Annotated in this window: 16 protein-coding genes; 10 read left to right on the top strand and 6 right to left on the bottom strand. The window is 70.6% G+C overall.

Annotation, left to right across the window (positions count from 1 at the left end):
- Positions 1–12: 12 nt before the first annotated feature.
- Positions 13–1,308 carry a protein export chaperone SatS gene (gene satS, locus G6N26_RS12705; protein ID WP_083017463.1) on the bottom strand — a complete coding sequence of 432 codons (1,296 nt, stop codon included), beginning with the start codon at positions 1,306–1,308 and terminating at the stop codon, positions 13–15.
- Positions 1,309–1,580: 272 nt separating this feature from the next.
- Complete coding sequence (locus G6N26_RS12695; RefSeq protein ID WP_179960202.1) at positions 1,581–2,471, bottom strand: alkaline phosphatase family protein; 891 nt, start codon at positions 2,469–2,471, stop codon at positions 1,581–1,583.
- 92 nt (positions 2,472–2,563) lie between these two features.
- Between G6N26_RS12695 and upp the strand changes: the two genes are divergently transcribed.
- Positions 2,564–3,268: a uracil phosphoribosyltransferase gene (gene upp, locus G6N26_RS12690; RefSeq protein ID WP_083017467.1), complete on the top strand. Its 705-nt coding sequence runs from the start codon at positions 2,564–2,566 to the stop codon at positions 3,266–3,268.
- On the opposite strand, the gene G6N26_RS12685 is transcribed toward upp, so the two are convergent.
- Positions 3,189–4,772, bottom strand: coding sequence for a phospho-sugar mutase (locus G6N26_RS12685; protein WP_083017469.1), 1,584 nt, complete (start codon positions 4,770–4,772; stop codon positions 3,189–3,191). The two genes, upp and G6N26_RS12685, sit on opposite strands and share 80 nt — an antisense overlap.
- Before the next feature lie 4 nt (positions 4,773–4,776).
- On the bottom strand, positions 4,777–5,604 hold the full coding sequence (locus tag G6N26_RS12680) for a purine-nucleoside phosphorylase (protein WP_083017471.1): 828 nt from the start codon (positions 5,602–5,604) through the stop codon (positions 4,777–4,779).
- Between the two features lie 247 nt (positions 5,605–5,851).
- Between G6N26_RS12680 and G6N26_RS12675 the strand changes: the two genes are divergently transcribed.
- Genes G6N26_RS12675 through G6N26_RS12665 form a run of 3 tightly spaced genes read left to right on the top strand, consistent with a single transcriptional unit; the run spans position 5,852 to position 8,891 of the window.
- Positions 5,852–6,466, top strand: a complete 615-nt coding sequence (locus G6N26_RS12675) for a cutinase family protein (RefSeq protein WP_179960367.1) — start codon at positions 5,852–5,854, stop codon at positions 6,464–6,466.
- Positions 6,467–6,513: 47 nt separating this feature from the next.
- Positions 6,514–7,716, top strand: a complete 1,203-nt coding sequence (locus tag G6N26_RS12670; protein ID WP_067173646.1) for a M20 family metallopeptidase — start codon at positions 6,514–6,516, stop codon at positions 7,714–7,716.
- On the top strand, positions 7,713–8,891 hold the full coding sequence (locus G6N26_RS12665; protein ID WP_067173643.1) for a M20 family metallopeptidase: 1,179 nt from the start codon (positions 7,713–7,715) through the stop codon (positions 8,889–8,891). Before G6N26_RS12670 ends, G6N26_RS12665 begins: the two co-directional genes overlap by 4 nt.
- On the opposite strand, the gene G6N26_RS12660 is transcribed toward G6N26_RS12665, so the two are convergent.
- Together G6N26_RS12660 and G6N26_RS12655 are read right to left on the bottom strand one after the other, a co-directional pair.
- Complete coding sequence (locus G6N26_RS12660; RefSeq protein WP_083017600.1) at positions 8,888–9,715, bottom strand: alpha/beta hydrolase; 828 nt, start codon at positions 9,713–9,715, stop codon at positions 8,888–8,890. The genes G6N26_RS12665 and G6N26_RS12660 overlap by 4 nt on opposite strands.
- A gap of 192 nt (positions 9,716–9,907) precedes the next feature.
- Complete coding sequence (locus G6N26_RS12655) at positions 9,908–10,387, bottom strand: gamma-glutamylcyclotransferase (protein WP_067173642.1); 480 nt, start codon at positions 10,385–10,387, stop codon at positions 9,908–9,910.
- 84 nt (positions 10,388–10,471) lie between these two features.
- Between G6N26_RS12655 and G6N26_RS12650 the strand changes: the two genes are divergently transcribed.
- From G6N26_RS12650 to G6N26_RS12625, 6 genes are all read left to right on the top strand, one after another.
- Complete coding sequence (locus G6N26_RS12650) at positions 10,472–11,902, top strand: NAD(P)H-quinone dehydrogenase (protein WP_067173639.1); 1,431 nt, start codon at positions 10,472–10,474, stop codon at positions 11,900–11,902.
- Positions 11,903–11,961: 59 nt separating this feature from the next.
- Positions 11,962–13,716, top strand: coding sequence for a glycerol-3-phosphate dehydrogenase/oxidase (locus G6N26_RS12645; protein ID WP_067173637.1), 1,755 nt, complete (start codon positions 11,962–11,964; stop codon positions 13,714–13,716).
- Complete coding sequence (locus G6N26_RS12640) at positions 13,713–14,573, top strand: pseudouridine synthase (protein ID WP_083017473.1); 861 nt, start codon at positions 13,713–13,715, stop codon at positions 14,571–14,573. The genes G6N26_RS12645 and G6N26_RS12640 overlap by 4 nt, the downstream gene beginning before the upstream one ends.
- Positions 14,574–14,577: 4 nt before the next feature.
- Positions 14,578–14,742, top strand: a complete 165-nt coding sequence (locus G6N26_RS12635; RefSeq protein ID WP_232067453.1) for a hypothetical protein — start codon at positions 14,578–14,580, stop codon at positions 14,740–14,742.
- Between the two features lie 88 nt (positions 14,743–14,830).
- Positions 14,831–15,118, top strand: a complete 288-nt coding sequence (locus G6N26_RS12630) for a CDGP domain-containing protein (protein ID WP_083017475.1) — start codon at positions 14,831–14,833, stop codon at positions 15,116–15,118.
- A gap of 49 nt (positions 15,119–15,167) precedes the next feature.
- Positions 15,168–15,971 carry an MBL fold metallo-hydrolase gene (locus tag G6N26_RS12625; protein WP_083017477.1) on the top strand — a complete coding sequence of 268 codons (804 nt, stop codon included), beginning with the start codon at positions 15,168–15,170 and terminating at the stop codon, positions 15,969–15,971.
- Positions 15,972–16,004: the final 33 nt, after the last annotated feature.

Raw genomic sequence — 16,004 nt, 5'->3', positions numbered from 1 at the left:
CCGTGAAACGCGCTACTCGCGGCGGAGCCGGCCCTCGACGAATTGCTCCAATTTCTCCCACTCGCGCACCGCCGCAGCGTAGGGGGGCGACGGCTTGGTGACCGAGTCGGGCTCGAGCACGGCGGCTACCAATTTGCCCAGCGGCCGGTTGGTTTCGAGCGCCTTGTCGACCGCGGGGTCCTCGGAGTAGTCGCCGATGTCGCGGAGCACCTCGACGGCGAGTTCGAGTTGCTCGCGGTCCACGGCGTCCGGGCCGTCGGCGAAGTCGTCGGCCAGGCCGGTGAGCACGTAAATGTTGTCGTCGGTGATCTCGACCGCCAGCGAACCGTCGGTGGCGGCCGTGCGGATGTCGTCGTAGGTGCTCAGGTCGGACAGGTCGTGGTCGTGCTCGTCGGCCAGGTAGCGGGCCAGCGCGCGCTCGGACGGGAACACGCTGATCCGTCCGTTGCGGCCCAAAAAGATCGGCTCGTCGTCGAGGTAGCAGCGCAGCGTGAAGAAGGTGCCCGAGCTCGTCATGATCCGGATCGGGTCGATGCCCACCTGTAGCCAGAAGTCCTTGTCGCCGCCGAGCACCGCGGTGTCGCCGGCCGCCCGGGGTTCGATGGCGCCCTCGTCGTCTTCGTGGGCGTCGTTGTCCTCGTCGTCCGTGTCGGCCGCGGATTCCTCGAGGGCGCTCTCCTCGGCGGCGTCGCCGGTTTCGTCCTCTTCGCGTTCCTCGGCCAGTTCGTCTTCGGCCTTGGCCGACAACTTGGCGTCGACGTCGGGCGTGGTGGCGACGTCGTCGATCGCGCCGAGCACGTCGTCCCAGCTGCGCCCGATGACCTCGGCGATCGCATGCCAGCGTTTGGCGCCGGCCCTGCCGGTGAAGTGCTCGACCCCGCCCGACACGGTGCCCAGGCTGGGGTTGCCGTTGAAGAATTTCGACACCGCCGCCAGCTCGCACACCGATCCGATGGACGACACGATGGCCAGCGTGCCCGCCAGCGCGGACACCGATTCCTCGGTGGGTTTCTCCGAGACCAGCTCCTCGACCGCGACCAGGTCGAACTGCTTGTCCTCGGTGGGCTCGAAGTCATGCGCGTGCGCCGACGTCAGGGCCTTCCACGCCGGGTGGTCAGTCAGGTCGTTGTCGGCGTCGGACCGCACGAACGCCACCAGGTCGGCGACGGAGGAGAAGACGAACAGGTCCTCGTCCTTGCCCAGGAAGGCCTCCCACTCGTCGCCGGAGTCACGCCAGCGGGGCGCCCACACGGTGTAGCGGTCACCGGCGGACAGGCTCAGGCGAATGGGCACGAGGTCAGCAGCCATGCGGCACAGAATAGCGACGACCGGCGAACGCTCCGCCAGGGCAGTGGCGATCGCGAGCGCGGCGGAGCCGGGTGAAGCGGGTCGCCACGGTGAGGTCTAGTGGCGATCGCGAGCGCGGCGGAGCCGGGTGAAGCGGGTCGCCACGGTGAGGTCTAGTGGCGATCGCGAGCGCGGCGGAGCCGGGTGAAGCGGGTCGCCACGGTGAGGTCTAGTGGCGATCGCGAGCGCGGCGGAGCCGGGTGAAGCGGGTCGCCACGGTGAGGTCCAGTGGGTCAGCCCCAGATATCGGTGATGGGCGCGGCGCTGGCGGCATAGCCGGTCTTGGGTAGCCCGTACATCTGCTCGACCGTGGAAAGCACGTTGTAGTGGTTGATCTGCTCGCTGTAGCTGCCGGGGCGGACGTGGGCGCCGTAGAAGACCGTGGGGATCTGGTTGCGGCTGCCGTTATCGTCCTCGTCGAACGTCACGATCAGCAGGCTGTTGTTGGCCGTCGCCCAGTTGGCATAACCGGACAGCTGGCGGTTCAGCCAGGCGTCGGCCTGCGCGATCGACCCGTCGTGCATGTTGTTGTCGTTGTTGGGGATGACGAACGACACGGTGGGCAGGCTGGCGTAGTTGCCCATCGGAAACGCGGAGAACGGCATCGAGTTCGCCGCCGGCACGTTGGTGAAGTTGGCCCACGGCACGTGCTTGCGCGCGTACTTGCCGGCGGTGCACACCGGCGAGCCCACGGTCGGCAGCCCCTCGGCGAAGCCGACAAACGTGTGGCCCGCGGCCAGCAATTCGGATCCGAGATTGGGGGCCGCGCCGGCATTGATCGGGCACAGGTCCTTGGTCACGCCGAATGTGTTGCCGGCGAACAGCGCCAGGTAATTGGGTTCGCTGGGGTGTGTTTCGGCGTAGGACTGCGTCATGTTGGCGCCGTGGGCGGCCAGGGCGGTGATGAAGGGCGCCGACTTGTTGCCGATGATGCCGTTTTCGGAACGGTTTTCCTCCACCACGATCACGATGTGCGCCGGTTGCGGAATGGCCGCTGCCGCAAGGCCTATGCGCGGGGTCAGTGGACTTGCCGCCAGTCCCACCAATGCCACCACGCCGATCGCCAGCAGGAGTCGATGCGCCCTGCCGAGCAGCCTTCTCGGACTTCGATTTTCGCGCGACACCGGGGGAGTATACGAACGCGCCTACGGCGCGGCCGGGACGAACGCAGGCGTGTCAGAAGGGCTTTGCCCGATCGTTATATACCCTTCAGGGGATGGACGTGTGCGTGATCGACCACCCGCTGGCCGCGGCCCGGCTGACGGTGCTGCGCGACGAACGCACCGACAATTCCGGGTTCCGGGCCGCGCTGCGCGAACTCACGCTGATGCTGGTCTACGAAGCCAGCAGGGAGGCGCCGCGCAAGTCGGTCAGGATCCGCACCCCGGTGGCCGCGGCGGCCGGGACGCGACTGGTCAACGCGCCGCTGCTGGTTCCGGTGCTGCGGGCCGGGCTGGGCATGGTCGAGGCCGCCCAGGCCGCGATACCGGAGGCGGAGGTGGGCTTCGTCGGTGTCGCCCGCGACGAGGAAACCCACCAGCCCGTCCCGTATCTCGAGGCCCTGCCCGACAAACTTGCGCGACGGCCGGTCATGGTCCTCGATCCCATGCTGGCCACGGGCGGGTCGATGGCGCACACCATCGGGTTGCTGCAGCGCCGCGGCGCCACCGACATCACCGTGCTGTGCGTGGTGGCGGCGCCGGAAGGCCTTGCGGCCGTGCAGAAAGCGGCGCCGGACGCGCGGGTGTTCACCGCCGCGGTCGACAAGGGGCTGAACAAGTCGGCCTATATCGTGCCGGGCCTCGGCGATGCCGGGGACCGCCAGTTCGGGCCGAACCTGTTCACCAGCCCTGAACCGCAGCGACCAGCTCGGCGCGCAGTGCGGCGGCGCGCCGCCGCGAAAAATCCAGATCCTCGCTAGGCGCGCAGCGAATCTCCAAGTAGCACTTCAGCTTCGGCTCGGTCCCGGAGGGTCGCACCACCACCCTGGCCGACGTGTGGTCGTCACCGCCGGTGAAGATCAGCGCCTCGGTGATGTCGATGAGTTCGGCGGGGAACCCGGCCAGCGTCGCCGGCGGGCTGGTCCGCAGCCTGTGCATCAGCTCGGCCGCCTCGGCGGGATCGGTGACCCGGCGCGACACGGCGGCGACGTCGTGCACCCCGTACCGTCGGGCCAGCTCGTCGAGCAGGTCGACAACCGAACGGCCTTGGCGCAGCAGCGTCGCCACCAGGTCGCACACCAGCACCGCGGCGCTGATGCCGTCCTTGTCGCGCACGGCGGCCGGGTCGACGCAGTGCCCGATCGCTTCCTCGTAGGCGTACACCAGGGTGCCGTCGGGGACCTCGGCGTCGGCGCGCGCCAGCCATTTGAAGCCGGTGAGGGTTTCGACGTGGACGGCGCCGCGGTGCGCGGCGATGGCCGACAGCATCCGCGAGGACACCAACGTGCTGGCCACCACCGGTGTCTCGGATTGCTGCGGCTGGGAAAGGATGTAATCGCCGAGTAGCCAACCGGTTTCGTCGCCGGACAGCATCCGCCATCCCGATTTGCCGGGAATGCCGACGGCGCACCGGTCGGCGTCGGGATCCAGCGCGATCGCCACGTCGGCACGCACGTCCGCGGCCAGGGCCAGCAGCGCGTCGGCCGCACCTGGCTCCTCGGGGTTGGGAAACGCGACGGTGGGAAAGTCGGGGTCCGGCGCTAATTGCGCTGCGACGGTGTGCACTTGGCTGAATCCGGCGCGGCGCAGCGTCTCCACGGCCACCGCGCCGCCCACCCCGTGCAGCGCCGTCAGCGCGACCCGCGCCGTGCCGGTGCCGTGCCGCAGCCCGGACGCGCGGGCGATGTAGCGGGGGACCAGATCGGTCTGTGCGGGTTCGACGCGGGCCCTGCCGATCTGGTCGGCCGGCGGTGCGTCGGCCATCGCGGCTTCGATCTCGTGGTCGGTGGGGGAGATGAGTTGGATGCCGCCGTCGACGTACACCTTGTAGCCGTTGTCGGTCGGCGGGTTGTGTGACGCCGTGATCTGGATCCCGGCCAGTGCGCCGGTGTGGCGTACCGCGAACGCGACCACCGGAGTGGGAACCGGGCCGGGCAGCAGCAGCACCGAAAAGCCTTGATCGGCAAGCACTTCGGCGGTCACTGTGGCGAATATCGCCGAGCCGTGCCGGGCGTCGCGCCCCACGATCACCTGCGCACCGGCCGGGGCGCGCCGCTTGAGCACCTGCGCCACCGCCCACGTGGCCCGCGACACCACCGCGACGTTCATGGCGTCGGGCCCGCCGCGCACCGGACCGCGCAGGCCCGCGGTGCCGAACGTCAGGGGACGGGCGAAGCGCGCGGCGAGTTCTCCCGCGTCGCACGCGGCGAGTTCGGTGGCCGTCCGCGGGTCGGGGTCGTGGGCGATCCACTCCTCGGGCGTCATGGCTCTAAAACCGGGGCAGCCGCTCGAGGATCAGGGCCAGCAAGGCGCCCATCCTGCTGGCGGCAGCGGCACCGGCGGAGAGCACCTCGACGTGGCTGAGCGGCTCGCCGCCGATGCCGGCGGCCAGGTTGGTCACCAGCGACACCCCGAGCACCTCGGCGCCGGCGGCCCGCGCCGCGATGGTCTCGTGCACCGTCGACATGCCGACCAGGTCGGCGCCCAGCGTCCGCAGCATCCGGATTTCGGCGGGGGTCTCGTAGTGCGGGCCGGGCAGTCCCGCGTAGACGCCTTCGGTCAGCGTCGGGTCGGCGAGTCGGGCGAATTCGCGCAGCCGTGGGGAGTAGGCGTCGGTCAGGTCGACGAAGTGCGGGCCGACCAGCGGGGAACGCGCGGTCAGGTTCAGGTGGTCGCTGATCAGCACCGGTTCGCCGACGGCCATGTCCGGGCGCAGACCGCCGGCCGCATTGGTGAGCACGACCGCGCGCACACCGGCCGCGCAGGCCGCCCGCACGGGGTGCACGACGTGGCATAGGTCATGGCCCTCGTAGGCGTGGATACGGCCGACGAGCACGAGCACCCGGTGTTCGCCGATGCGCATCGACAGCAGCTCACCGGTGTGCCCGATCGCGGTCGGTGGCCGGAAACCGGGCAGGTCGGCCTGGGGTAGCACGGCGGTCTTCCCGATCGCCTCAGTGCCGAGCGCCGCTACCGCCGGCGACCATCCCGAGCCGAGGACGATGGCGACGTCGTGCTCGGCGATTCCGGTGCGCTCGGCGATGGCCGCGGCAGCCTGGCGCGCGAGGTCGCCTGGGTCGGACGGGGTTTCGGCCACAGCGTCGAGCCTAGCCCGGCGCGAGTGAGGAGCCGGGCGGTAGAACCTAGCCCGGCGGCCGGAACGGCGCGAGTGAGGAGCTGGGCAGTAGAACCTAGCCCGGCGGCCGGAACGGCGCGAGTGAGGAGCTGGGCAGTCAAACCTAGCGCTGCGGTGGTCCCGGCCGGTATGTGTCAAGATTTGCCGTATGAATCTTCGTAGGTGGCCGGTGGTTGGCCCGGTCATTGGAATTGCGGTTGCCGTTGTGCTGTCAGTGGTTTCGGTCACACTCGGCCCGGCGCCCACGGCGGCAGCCGACTGCCCGGCTGTCCAACTCATCTTCGCCCGCGGCACCGCCGAGCCGCCCGGTCTGGGTGTGGTCGGCGACGCGCTGTTCGCCGCCCTGCAGCCCGCCCTGGGATCGCGCAGCGTCGACTCGTATGCGGTGAACTATCCGGCCAGCTACAACTTCCTGACGACCGCCGACGCCGCCAACGACGCCCGCGACCACATCGCGGAGATGGTCGACCAGTGCCCGTCGACGCGGCTGGTGCTCGGCGGCTTCTCGCAGGGCGCCGCCGCGATCTCGATGCTCGCCGGGGTGCCGCCCGTCGGCCAGCGCATCGGCAACTTCGGCTCGGCGCCAGCGCTCGATCCCGGCCTGGCCAACAAGATCAGGGCCGTCGCGGTTTTCGGCAATCCGGGCAACCGCTTCAACACGCCGCTGTCGTCGACGGGTGCGTTCGCCGGCCGCGCCATCGACCTGTGCAGCGAAGGCGATCCCGTCTGCGTCGTCGGCGGTCGCGACCGGGATGCGCACCACGACTACTCCGCCCCGCCCTACCCCGGCCAGGCGGCGGGATTCATCGCCGGGCTGGTGTAGCCCTCAGGGCCTCAGGCCCGTACGTCGGTGAGTGACATACTGCGAGAGTGCCCCTCGCCCCCTCAGACAGCCCGTTAGACAGCGTCGAAGCTGTCGTGCGGCGGCGCGGTGGCGACCTTGTCGAGTTGTCGCACGCCATCCACGCCGAGCCTGAACTGGCATTCGCCGAGCACCGGAGCTGCGCCAAGGCGCAGGCATTGGTCGCCGAGCGCGGCTTCGAGATCACGGCGGCCGCCGGCGGCCTGGACACCGCCTTTCGCGCCGAGTTCGGCAGCGGGCCGCTGACCGTCGGGGTGTGCGCCGAATACGACGCGCTGCCCGAGATCGGGCACGCCTGCGGCCACAACATCATCGCGGCGTCGGCGGTGGGCACCGCGCTGGCGCTGGCCGAGGTTGCCGACGAGCTGGGCTTGCGGGTGGCGCTGCTGGGGACTCCCGCCGAGGAGGCCGGCGGCGGCAAGGCGCTGTTGTTGCGGGCCGGGGTGTTCGATGACATCGCCGCGGCGGTGATGCTCCATCCCGGGCCGACCGATATCGCCGCGGCCCGTTCGCTGGCCCTGTCCGAGGCGACCGTCACGTACCGCGGCAAGGAATCCCACGCGGCCGTCGCGCCGCACCTGGGGATCAACGCCGTCGACGCCGTGACCGTCGCGCAGGTGGCCATCGGCCTGCTGCGCCAGCAACTGGCGCCCGGGCAGCTGGTGCACGGGATCGTCACCGACGGCGGCCAGGCGGTCAACGTCATTCCCGGGCGCGCGAAGTTGGAGTACGCGATGCGCGCGGTCGAGGCCGATTCGCTCCGCGAGCTCGAGGGCAGGATGTACGCCTGCTTCGCCGCGGGCGCGCTGGCCACCGGCTGCGAATACGACATCGACAACCCGGCACCGGCCTACGACGAGCTCACCCCCGACCAATGGCTGGCCGACGTCTTTCGCGACGAGATGAGCAGGCTGGGCCGCGAACCGGTGGCCCGCGAGTACGAGGCGGCGCTGCCCATGGGCAGCACCGACATGGGCAACGTGACCCAGGTGCTGCCCGGGATCCACCCGGTGATCGGGCTCGATTCCGGCGGGGCCATGGTTCACCAGCGCGGCTTCGCCGCCGCCGCCGCCAATCCCAGCGCCGACCGCGCCGTGATCGAGGGCGCGATCATGCTGGCGCGCACGGTGGTCCGGCTGGCCCAGACGCCCGCCGAACGCGACCGGGTGATGGCGGCGCACGAACGCAGACGCGGCGGGGAGCGCGCATGAGACCCGCCGACGCCGCCGAATCCTGGCTGGCCGCACATCACGCAGACCTGGTCGAATGGCGCCGGCACATCCACCGCTACCCCGAGTTGGGCCGCCAGGAGTACGCCACCACCCAGTTCGTCGCCGAGCGGTTGGCCGAAGCGGGTCTCAACCCGAAGGTGCTGCCCGGCGGCACCGGACTGGTCTGCGACATCGGACCCGAGCACGAGCCCCGGATCGCGCTGCGGGCCGACATGGACGCCCTGCCGATGGCCGAACGCACCGGCGCCCCCTACGCGTCCACCATGCCCAACGTCGCGCACGCCTGCGGGCACGACGCGCACACCGCCATTCTGTTGGGCACCGCGATGGCGCTGGCGTCGGTGCCCGAACTACCGGTCGGGGTGCGGCTGCTCTTCCAGGCCGCCGAGGAACTCATGCCCGGCGGGGCGATCGACGCCATCGCGGCCGGCGCCATCAACGGGGTGTCGCGGATCTTCGCCCTGCACTGTGATCCCCGGCTGGAGGTCGGCAAGATCGCGGTCCGGCACGGTCCGATCACCTCGGCGGCCGACCAGATCGAGATCACGCTGTATTCACCCGGCGGGCACACCTCGCGCCCGCACCTGACCGCCGACCTGGTGTACGGGCTGGGCACGCTGATCACCGGGCTACCCGGGGTGTTGTCGCGCCGCATCGACCCGCGCAACGGCACCGTGCTGGTGTGGGGCGCGGTCAATGCCGGGGTGGCCGCCAACGCCATCCCGCAGACCGGCGTGCTGGCCGGCACCGTGCGCACCGCGAGCCGGCAGACCTGGGTGGGGCTCGAGGAGATCATCCGCGAGACCGTGTCCGGGCTCCTCGCGCCGCTGGCCATCGAACACACGCTGCAATACCGCCGCGGCGTGCCGCCGGTGGTCAACGAGGACGTCTCGACGCGCATCCTCACCCACGCGATCGAAGCCGTCGGCCCCGACGCGCTGGCCGACACCCGCCAGTCCGGAGGCGGCGAGGACTTCTCCTGGTACTTGGAGGAGATCCCCGGTGCGATGGCGCGGTTGGGGGTCTGGCCCGGGGTGGGGCCGCAGCTGGACCTGCACCAGCCGACGTTCAATCTCGATGAGCGGGCCCTGGCGATCGGGGTGCGGGTGCTGGCCAACATCGTCGAGCAGTCGGCGGTGTTCGAGCGGCCTTAGCGGGCGCCGTTCGTGGCGCGCACGACGTGTTGGGCGATGTGGGCGTACGTGCGGCGCGTGACGTCGGCGGCCTGGCTCATGATGTTGTATCCGTGGTCGACGTCGGCCACCTCGTAGTACTCCGCCAACGCCGCGGCGGCGTCCAGCTTTTCCGCGTACCGGCGGGCTTCGTCGCGGAGTCGATCGTGCTCGGCCGTCACGACCAGCGCCGGCGCGATTCCGGCGACGTCATCGGCGTTGTTCCCCCAGGCGGGCGAGGCCAGGTGGTGGTGCCGCTGCGCCGAGTCGGGTATGTAGGCGGTGTCGAAAACCTCGCCCATCCACGGTTTCATGATGGCCCGACGGCCGAGGGCGGACGGCTTGTCGCGGGTGGGCGTGACCAGGTCAAGGGGTGCGTAGTGCAGCACCTGCAGCGCGATCGGCGGGCCGCCGTTCTCCTGCGCGAGCCGGGCGGCGGCGGCCGACAGGTTGCCGCCGGCGCTCTGGCCGCCGACGCACAGCCGCGTCCCGTCCCAGTCCCCGTGCGGGCCGGCCGCCCAGCACACCACGTCGTAGATCTGGTGCACCGCGGCCGGAAACCGGTGCCGCGGCGCCAGCACGTAGTCGGGGTTGATCACCACCACGCCCGCGTTGGCGGCCAGATACCGGCACCACGGGTCGTCCTGTTCGGGGTGCCCGACCACGAACCCGCCGCCGTGCACGTTGACGTAGACGGGCGGGTCGGTCGTGCCCGCCGGCGGGTGATACACGGTCGCGCGGGTGGGGCCGTGCCGCGTGGGGATGGTGACTTCGCTGGTGCGGCCCGCGACCTCGGGGAAGCGCACGGCGGCCTTGGGGGTCGGATTGACCGCGGCGGCGAACACACGCGCCAGCGCGTCGGCGAGAACCGGTGTGGACAGGATGGACAGTCGAATTACCTTACTGGGCAGCGCACCCCGAATCGGGCGTGCATCATCGACTTGTCTGTCTACTCTTTCTGTCGCGGGCGCGCGAATGAATTTCCGCGCTCGCGCTCGTCAGGCGCTGGTGCCCGGGCCGATGTTGCGGGCCGGGCGGGTGCGCAGGCTGTGCACGTAATCGCTTGGGGCGCCAGCTATTTCGGCGGCGTCCGCCATGACTCCGATGTATCGGGCCGACGGCAGGCCGCCCTCCCACGCGTCCAGCACGTACAGCCACGCCAGGACCGGGTCGGTGGTGGTGTCCGACGAGATGCGCTCGACCCGGCACCGGATCTTCTGGTGGACGCCGAACTCCGAGCCTTCCCAGCGGTCCAGGTTGATCTCGTCGGCCGGCGTCATGTCGTAGAGGACGACGAACACCTTGGAGCCGGGGTCCTCGACCACCGTGGCCAGCGCGCCCTCCCAGCCGATGTCCTCGCCGCCGAAGGTCAACCGCCACCCGTGCAGCCAGCCCGTTCCGGCCATCGGCGAATGGGGTGCGCGCTTCAGCATCTGCTCGGGGTCCATGTTCGACCCGTACGCGGCGTAGAGCGGCACAGGGTGAAAGCTTAGACGTCCGAGCTGGCCTGGTCTTCCCCCGAGCGTTGCGCGGGGGGCGGCCGGCTTCGTTAGGTTAGGGCTGTGGCGACCCGCATCGTGATCCTCGGGGGCGGCCCGGCCGGTTACGAAGCCGCGCTGGTGGCCGCCACCTCCCACCCCGACACCACCCACGTCACGGTGATCGACTCGGAGGGCATCGGTGGAGCGGCCGTCCTGGACGACTGCGTCCCGTCCAAGACGTTCATCGCGTCGACCTGGCTGCGCACGGAGTTGCGCCGGGCGCCGCGGCTGGGCTTCGAGATCGACATCGACGACGCCAAGCTCTCGCTGCCCCAGATCCATCACCGCGTCAAGCAACTCGCCACCGATCAGTCGGCCGACATCACCGATCAGCTGCTCAGCGTGGGTGTGCACGTGGTGGCCGGCCGCGGCGAGCTCATCGACCCCACGCCGGGGCTGGCCCGCCACAACATCAAGGCGACCCACTCCGATTCGGGGACCGACGGCCCCGTGACCAGCGAGTACGAGGCCGACGTGGTGCTGATCGCCACCGGCGCCAGTCCGCGGGTGCTGCCGTCGGCCCAGCCCGACGGCGAGCGCATCCTGACCTGGCGCCAGCTCTACGACCTGACCGCGCTGCCCGAGCATCTCATCGTGGTCGGGTCGGGGGTCACGGGCGCGGAGTTCGTGCACGCCTACACCGAATTGGGTGTGCCGGTGACGGTCGTCGCCAGCCGCGACCGGGTGCTGCCCTACGAGGACGCCGACGCCGCCCGAGTGCTGGAGGCCGCGTTCTCCGAGCGCGGCGTGAAGTTGGTGAAGAACGCCCGCGCCGCGTCGGTCACCCGCGCCGGGGATGGCGTGCTGGTCACCCTCGCCGACGGGCGCACCGTCGAGGGCAGCCACGCCCTGATGACCATCGGTTCGGTGCCCAACACCGACGGCCTGGGCCTCGAGCGGGTCGGCATCGAGTTGGGCCGCGGCGGCTACCTGACCGTGGACCGGGTGTCGCGGACCTCGGTGACCGGCATCTACGCCGCCGGCGACTGCACCGGCCTGCTGCCGCTGGCCTCGGTCGCCGCGATGCAGGGCCGCATCGCGATGTATCACGCGCTGGGCGAGGGCGTCAGCCCGATCCGGTTGCGCACCGTGGCCGCGACGGTGTTCACCAGGCCCGAGATCGCGGCCGTCGGCGTGCCCCAGACGATGATCGACGACGGTTCGGTGTCGGCGCGCACGATCATGCTGCCGCTGCGCACCAACGCGCGCGCGAAGATGTCCGGGCTGCGGCAGGGCTTCGTGAAGGTGTTCTGCCGCAAGTCCACCGGCGTGGTCATCGGCGGTGTGGTGGTGGCGCCGATCGCCTCCGAGCTGATCTTGCCGATCGCGGTCGCCGTGCAGAACCGCATCACGGTCAACGAGCTGGCACAGACGCTCGCCGTGTACCCGTCGCTGTCCGGCTCGATCACCGAGGCGGCGCGGCGGCTCATGGCGCACGACGATCTGGACTAGCGGTTAGCCTTGGTGCAGCACGCCCCTACTGACGAGTAACCCAGTGAGGAGTCCAGGTCGTGACTGATCCCATCCACGCGTCCACCCAGCGAAGCTCGCCGGTGTCCGTGCTGGGACCGGAGCAGCGGCGGGCGGCCTGGGAAAGGCTGGGCGCCGAGCAGTTCGACGTGGTGGTGATTGGCGGCGGCGTGGTGGGTTCGGGCTGCGCGCTGGACGCTGCGACCCGCGGGCTCAAGGTGGCGCTGGTGGAAGCGCGCGACTTCGCCTCGGGCACCTCGAGCCGCTCGTCGAAGATGTTCCACGGCGGCCTGCGCTACCTCGAGCAACTGGAGTTCGGTCTGGTGCGCGAGGCGCTCTACGAGCGCGAGCTGTCGCTGACCACGCTGGCGCCGCACCTGGTCAAGCCGATGCCATTCCTGTTCCCGCTGACCAATCGCATGTGGGAGCGCCCGTACATCGCGGCCGGCATCTTTCTCTACGACCGCCTTGGTGGGGCGAAATCCGTTCCGGCGCAAAAGCATTTGACCCGCGCGGGCGCGTTGCGGTTGAGCCCGGGCCTCAAGCGCAGCTCGCTGATCGGCGGAATCCGTTACCACGACACGGTTGTCGACGACGCCCGGCACACCATGACGGTTGCGCGCACCGCCGCGCACTACGGCGTGGTGGTGCGTACCTCCACCCAGGTCGTCGCCCTGCTGCGCGAGGGCGATCGAGTCACCGGGGTGCGGGTCCGCGACTCCGAGGACGGCGCGGTCACCGAAGTCCGCGGCCATGTCGTGGTGAACGCGACTGGGGTGTGGACCGACGAGATCCAGGCATTGTCCAAGCAGCGCGGGCGATTTCAGGTGCGAGCCTCCAAGGGCGTGCACATCGTGGTGCCGCGCGACCGCATCGTCAGCGACGTCGCGATCATCCTGCGCACCGAGAAGTCGGTCATGTTCGTCATCCCGTGGGGGAGCCACTGGATCATCGGAACCACCGACACCGACTGGGATCTCGACCTGGCCCACCCCGCGGCCACCAAGGCCGACATCGACTACATCCTGGAAACCGTCAATACGGTGCTGGCCATACCGTTGACCCACGCCGACATCGACGGGGTGTACGCGGGGCTGCGGCCGCTGCTGGCCGGGGAGAGCGAGGAAACCTCGAAGCTTTCCCGCGAGCACGCCGTGGCGGTGCCCGCACCGGGGCTGGTGGCCATCGCCGGTGGCAAGTACACCACCTACCGGGTGATGGCCGCCGACGCGATTGATGCTGCGGCCCAATTCATTCCGGCCCGGGTGGCGCCGTCGATCACCGAGAAGGTCAGCCTGCTGGGCGCCGACGGCTACTTCGCGCTCATCAACCAGGCCGAGCACGTCGCCGAGCTGCAGGGGCTGCATCCCTACCGGGTGCGCCACCTGCTGGACCGCTACGGGTCGTTGATCGGTGACGTGCTGGCGCTGGCGGACGAACGCCCCGACCTGCTCGACCCGATCAAGGAGGCACCGGGCTATTTGCGGGTCGAGGCGCTGTATGCCGTGACCGCCGAGGGGGCCTTGCATCTGGAGGACATCCTGGCCCGCCGGATGCGAGTCTCCATCGAATACTCGCACCGCGGTGTCGATTGTGCCCGCGAAGTCGCGGATGTGGTTGCGCCGGTGCTGGGTTGGTCCGCGGCGGACATCGACCGCGAGGTCGCCAACTACACCGCCCGGGTGGAGGCCGAGGTGTTGTCCCAGGCCCAGCCCGACGACGTGTCCGCCGACGAGCTGCGGGCCAGCGCGCCCGAGGCGCGCGCCGAGATCCTCGAGCCGGTCCCGCTCAAGTGAGACCCGCCCCGCTTCCCGTGCGCGACGGGCTCGGCCCGGCCCGGGTGCGGCTGCGGGGTGGCCCGGTGCTGGCCGAGCTGAGCGCCCGCTTCGGCGCGCGGGCCCGCGCCAAGGTGCTGGCCGGGGAGGTGGTGGGTGCCGACGGCGCGGTGATCGATGCCGCCACCGTGCTGCCCGCCGGGGCGAGCGTCTACCTCTACCGCGAGCTGCCCGACGAGGTGCCGGTGCCGTTCGAGATCCCGGTGCTGCATCGCGACGACGACATCGTGGTCGTCGACAAGCCACACTTTTTGGCCACCATGCCGCGGGGACGCCACGTCGCGCAGACCGCGCTGGTGCGGCTGCGCCGCGAGCTGGGGCTGCCGGAGCTGAGCCCGGCGCACCGGCTGGACCGGCTGACCGCCGGGGTGCTGGTGTTCACCGCGCGCCGCGAGGTGCGCGGTGCGTTCCAGACGCTGTTCTCGCGGGGTCTGGTGCGCAAGACGTATCTGGCCCGGGCCGCCGTCGAGCCGGCGCTGCGGCTGCCCCGCGTGGTGGAAAGCCGCATCGTCAAACGCCGGGGTCAACTGCAGGCGATCTGCGAGCCGGGTGCGCCCAACGCCGAGACCCTGGTCGAGCTGTTGAGTGCGGACGGGCTCTACCGGCTGACCCCCCGCACCGGACGCACCCACCAGCTGCGCGTGCACATGGCCTCGCTGGGTATACCGATCGAAGGGGATCCGTTGTACCCCAACGTGATTGACGTAGCGGTCGACGACTTCAGCACGCCGCTGCGGTTGTTGGCGCGGCGCATCGAGTTCACCGACCCGCGCACCGGCGAGCGCCGCGAGTTCGTCAGCCGCCGAGTTGAGCCGTGAGCGTTTGGCTGCCCTGACCCCGCGGTCCCGGGACGCGTGGCGGCTGCGGTGGAAGCGAAACCGGCTGCCCGGCGGCTGTCTCGCCGCCGCCGGGGCCGGGGTCATCGCCGTCCCCTACGGCGCGGAGCTTTACCGCTGCATCGCCAAGGCCGACCGCACCCTGCGCTGATCCCTACGCAGACCAGGTGCGCACGCGGTAGCGTCACAGGCACTCGGCAACGCCGCAGACCCCGGGGGCGCGGCGACGGGAGGCGACCATGAAGCGCGGCATCGTTTCGGCATCGGCGGTCCTGCTGACGGCCGCCGGGCTGATCGCCGGGGCGCCGCCGGCCGGCGCCGGCTGCCAGTACGGGGGCGGCGTTCTCAGCAAGTGCGACGGGCCCGTGCAGCCCGACGGCACCTGGCAGCGCTGCGTGGCCGTCACCCGGCTGATTCCCAACGGTGCCAGTTCCTACCTCGTGCCCGACGGGCACTGCGATGTGATGGGTCCCGACCAGCGCCCGCCGGATTTCTCGTTCGCCGACCCGCCGACGCACATCGACTGAGCCGCACAGTCCGCGGCGTGGGCGGCCCGGGAGTGGGTAGCCCGCGCCTATGGACATCACCGTCACGTTCGTCGGCAACGCCACCACCTTGATTGCGGTGGGCGGGCTGACGCTGCTGACCGACCCGAATTTCCTGCACCGCGGGCAACGCGCCTACCTCGGCCACGGGCTGGTGTCCAAGCGGCTGCGGGAGCCGGCCATGAGCATCGACGAACTCCCGCCGGTCGACGCGATCGTGCTCTCCCACATGCACGGTGACCACTGGGACAGGGTGGCGCAACAGGGCCTCGACCACGACCTTCCGATCGTCACCACCCCGCACGCCGCAAAACGCCTGCACCACCGCGGCTTTGCGCACGCCCGCGGCCTGCGGACCTGGCAGGAACACACGATCACCAAGGGCGACACCACCCTGACCCTGACGTCGCTGCCCGGGCGCCACGCGCCGGGATGGAGCCAGCGCCTGCTCCCGCCGGTGATGGGCACCATGCTCGAGGTCGCCGCGGACGGATCGCCGCGGCGCCGGCTCTATATCTCCGGGGACACCCTGCTGATCGAGGAGCTGAAAGAGATTCCGGCGCGGTTCGATGCGATCGAAGCGGGCATGCTGCACCTCGGCGGCACCCGGCTGCCGGCCGGCCGGCGGCTTCCGTTCGGGCTGACGGTAACCATGGACGGCCGCCAGGGCGCCGAACTCGTCGCGATGCTGAGCCTGCCGAAGGCCATCCCGGTGCACTTCGACGACTACGCGGTGTTCGCGTCGCCCCTGGCCGACTTCACCAGGGAAATGCAGCGTCGCGGGCTGGGCGATCGGATCGTCACGGTGAACCGCGGCGCTTCGGTCACCGTCTGATAGACGGCCCCTCTTCCGTCGAGCGGCGGGGGC

Source organism: Mycobacterium marseillense (genome assembly GCF_010731675.1).
Classification (GTDB): Bacteria; Actinomycetota; Actinomycetes; order Mycobacteriales; family Mycobacteriaceae; genus Mycobacterium; species Mycobacterium marseillense.
The sequence above is the reverse complement of the archived record's forward strand: the minus strand, read 5'-3'. Positions and strand labels throughout refer to the sequence as shown.

Coding starts and splice junctions, on each gene's coding strand:
- satS (WP_083017463.1), bottom strand. CDS start 1,308: ATGGCTGCTGACCTCGTGCCCATTCGCCTGAGCCTGTCCGCCGGTGAC.
- upp (WP_083017467.1), top strand. CDS start 2,564: ATGGACGTGTGCGTGATCGACCACCCGCTGGCCGCGGCCCGGCTGACG.
- G6N26_RS12685 (WP_083017469.1), bottom strand. CDS start 4,772: ATGACGCCCGAGGAGTGGATCGCCCACGACCCCGACCCGCGGACGGCC.
- G6N26_RS12665 (WP_067173643.1), top strand. CDS start 7,713: ATGAGACCCGCCGACGCCGCCGAATCCTGGCTGGCCGCACATCACGCA.
- G6N26_RS12630 (WP_083017475.1), top strand. CDS start 14,831: ATGAAGCGCGGCATCGTTTCGGCATCGGCGGTCCTGCTGACGGCCGCC.
- G6N26_RS12625 (WP_083017477.1), top strand. CDS start 15,168: ATGGACATCACCGTCACGTTCGTCGGCAACGCCACCACCTTGATTGCG.